Source organism: Streptomyces sp. NRRL WC-3549 (assembly GCF_000721935.1).
GTDB lineage: Bacteria > Actinomycetota > Actinomycetes > Streptomycetales > Streptomycetaceae > Streptomyces.
The window spans coordinates 35216-38601 of record NZ_KL585440.1; the positions used below are offsets into that span (position 1 = coordinate 35216).

At 72.1% G+C, this 3386-nt stretch carries 2 protein-coding genes and 1 pseudogene; all 3 read left to right on the forward strand.

Annotation, left to right across the window (positions count from 1 at the left end):
- Positions 1 to 565 (forward strand): annotated as a pseudogene (locus tag IH13_RS0133020) (hypothetical protein); the annotation flags it as partial.
- A 384-nt stretch (positions 566 to 949) separates the two neighbouring features.
- Entirely contained in the window at positions 950 to 2320 is a 1371-nt protein-coding gene (locus tag IH13_RS0133025; protein WP_031090285.1) for an ammonium transporter, read from the forward strand.
- A 441-nt stretch (positions 2321 to 2761) separates the two neighbouring features.
- On the forward strand, positions 2762 to 3386 hold a 625-nt coding region (locus IH13_RS0133030), incomplete at its 3' end, for a signal recognition particle receptor subunit alpha (RefSeq protein WP_031090287.1).

The following is a 3386-nucleotide window of genomic DNA, read 5'->3' on the forward strand; positions in this document are numbered from 1 at the left end:
CAGCCGCGACTGCGCGACCGCACGCACCCAGGCCATGCTCTACGCGGTGGAGGCCCGGGCCTACGCCAACATGGGCCAGCCCAGCAAGTGCCGGCGCGCGGTCCGGATGGCCGAGGACACCTTCGCCGACGCCGCCTTCGACGACGAGCCCGAGCCGGACTGGATCCGCTTCTTCTCCGACGCCGAGCTGCACGGCGAGAACGCCCACTCCTACCGCGACCTCGCCTACGTCGCGGGCCGCAGCCCCACGTACGCCTCGCTCGCCGAGCCCATCATGGCCCGGGCGGTCGAGCTGTTCGGCGAGGACGACGAACACCAGCGGTCCTACGCACTCAACCTCATCGGCATGGCCACCGTGCACCTCCTCCAGCGCGAGCCGGAGGAGTCCACCGTGCCGGCCACCCAGGCCCTGTACGTCGCCAAGCGCGTCAGATCCGAGCGCGTCAACACCCGGCTGCGCAAGACCGTCGACACCGCGGCCAGGGACTTCGGCGACGTCCCCGCGGTCGCCCGGCTCACCGAACTGCTCGGCGAACAGCTCCCGGAGGCCGTCGAAGCGGTCTGACCCGCGGCGCTCCCGCACGGAGCACCCACCGGCGCCCCGTCGCCGGACCCGGCACCACCGGCCACGACAGCCGTCCCGTACATCCCGACTCGGCTCCCCCATCGCCAGGTCAACGGACCCATCGCCAGGTCAACGGACGGCTGCCGTGGCCGGTCCACGTCGTACCGCGCTCCCGTGCGCCGCGCGCCGTGTGCGGCGCCGACGTCCCGCCGGGCACCGCACCGGCTCCGTCGTGGCCGGTTCATTTCGGCGTAACACGTCGCGCTCCTTCGTCACCGCGGCGAAACACCGTTGGGCACCCGTGGAAACGGCGCCGCGCGAACCTCGTGGGGCACGACGGCCCGCACCCCCGCACGGGGCCGCACCGACGACGAGGAGGCGCCGATGCCCCCAGGCATCACGATGCTTGCCGCAGACGCTCCGCAGCTGTCCGCCGCCAACACAGGGTTCATGCTCATCTGCTCCGCGCTGGTGATGCTCATGACGCCGGGCCTGGCCTTCTTCTACGGAGGCATGGTCCGCGCCACGAGCACACTGAACATGCTGATGATGAGCTTCGTCAGCCTCGGGATCGTCACGGTCCTGTGGGTGCTCTACGGATTCAGCCTCGCCTTCGGCACGGACAACGGCTCCGTCATCGGCTGGAGCCCCGGCTTCGCCGGCCTCAGCGGGATCGGCGTCACCGAGCTCTGGGACGGCACCACCATCCCGGTCCACGTCTTCGCGGTCTTCCAGCTGATGTTCGCGGTGCTCACCCCGGCCCTCATCAGCGGCGCCCTCGCCGACCGCGTCAAGTTCACCTCCTGGGCACTGTTCATCACCCTCTGGGTCACCGCCGTCTACTTCCCGGTCGCGCACTGGGTCTGGGGCGCCGGCGGCTGGCTGTTCGAACTGGGGGTCATCGACTTCGCCGGCGGGACGGCCGTCCACATCAACGCCGGTGCCGCCGCCCTCGGCGTGGTCCTCGTCATCGGCAGGCGGGTCGGCTTGAGGAAGGACCCGGTGCGGCCGCACAGCCTGCCGCTCGTCATGCTCGGTGCCGCACTCCTGTGGTTCGGCTGGTTCGGCTTCAACGCCGGTTCGTGGCTGGGCAACGACGACGGCGTCGGCGCGGTCATGTTCCTCAACACCCAGGTCGCCACCGGCGCGGCGGTCCTCGGCTGGCTCGCCTACGAGAAGGTCCGCCACGGCTCCTTCACCACCCTCGGGGCCGCCTCCGGCGCCGTTGCCGGCCTCGTCGCCATCACCCCCGCGGGCGGCTCCGTCAGCCCGCTCGGTGCCATCGCGGTCGGTGTCGTCGCCGGTGTCCTGTGCGCCATGGCCGTCGGCCTGAAGTACAGGTTCGGCTACGACGACTCCCTGGACGTCGTCGGCGTCCACCTCGTCGGCGGTGTCATCGGCTCCCTCCTCGTCGGCCTCTTCGCCACCGGCGGCGTGCAGTCCGACGCCAAGGGCCTCTTCTACGGCGGTGGCCTCGACCAGCTCGGCAAGCAGGCCGTCGGCGTCTTCGCGGTCCTCGCCTACTCCCTGGTCGTCTCCGGACTCCTCGCCCTGCTGCTCGACCGCACGATCGGGATGCGGGTGAGCGAGGACGAAGAGGTCTCCGGCATCGACCAGGCCGAACATGCCGAGACGGCGTACGACTTCAGCGGCGCGGGCGGCGGCACGGTCCCCCGAGCCACCGCCCCGGCCCCCGGCGCGACCGCCCCGACGAGCAAGAAGGTGGACGCACGAAGCTCATCACCGCAGTGGTGAAACCCCATCGGCCGGACGAGGCCAAGGAGGCCCCGCATGCCTTCGGCGTCCGGGGGCGCTCACGGCCACGGAGGCCGGCGGTTACGGGCGCCGGCGCGGCCACACCGGGGCCGGAGACGCGGTCAGGGCCGCCGCGCTCGGCGCCGGGGGCCGACGCGGTGGACACGGTGCACGTCACCGTCGGGGCGGGCCGGCCATCACCGCCCCGAGGGCGCCGCGGCACTGGCCGAGGCGGTCGGGGCGGCCCCTGCGGAAGTGACCCGCGCACGGGGGGACGGCCCCGGCGGCCGCCGTCCGGACGGACGCTCCCCGCACCCGCAGGGTGCCCGACCGTGGTCTCCGCCCGGGTTTTCCTCCGGGCGGAGACCGTCGTTTCCCGGGAGCCGGATACCCTGGGGTACTGAATCCGTTCACCCCCGACCCTGAGGACCGACGAGCGCCGTGTTCGATACTCTCTCCGACCGCCTTGCCGCGACTTTCAAGAACCTCAGGGGCAAGGGCCGCTTGTCCGAGGCGGACATCGACGCCACGGCTCGCGAGATCCGTATCGCCCTGCTCGAGGCCGACGTCGCCCTGCCCGTCGTCCGGGCGTTCATCGCCAAGGTCAAGGAGCGGGCGCGGGGCGCCGAGGTCTCCCAGGCGCTGAACCCGGCCCAGCAGGTCGTCAAGATCGTCAACGAGGAACTCGTCGGCATCCTCGGCGGCGAGACGCGCCGGCTCCGGTTCGCCAAGAACCCGCCCACCGTGATCATGCTCGCGGGTCTCCAGGGTGCGGGCAAGACCACCCTCGCGGGCAAGCTCGGTCTCTGGCTCAAGGGCCAGGGCCACTCCCCGCTGCTGGTCGCCTGCGACCTCCAGCGCCCCAACGCCGTCAACCAGCTGAGCGTCGTCGCGGAGCGCGCGGGCGTCGCGGTGTACGCGCCGGAGCCGGGCAACGGCGTGGGCGACCCCGTCAAGGTGGCCCAGGACTCCATCGAGCACGCCAAGGCCAAGGTCCACGACATCGTCATCGTCGACACCGCCGGGCGCCTCGGTATCGACCAGGAGCTGATGCGGCAGGCCGCGG

Excerpts from the sequence above, each read along its gene's own strand:
- IH13_RS0133025 (WP_031090285.1), top strand. The coding sequence starts at position 950 with ATGCCCCCAGGCATCACGATGCTTGCCGCAGACGCTCCGCAGCTGTCC.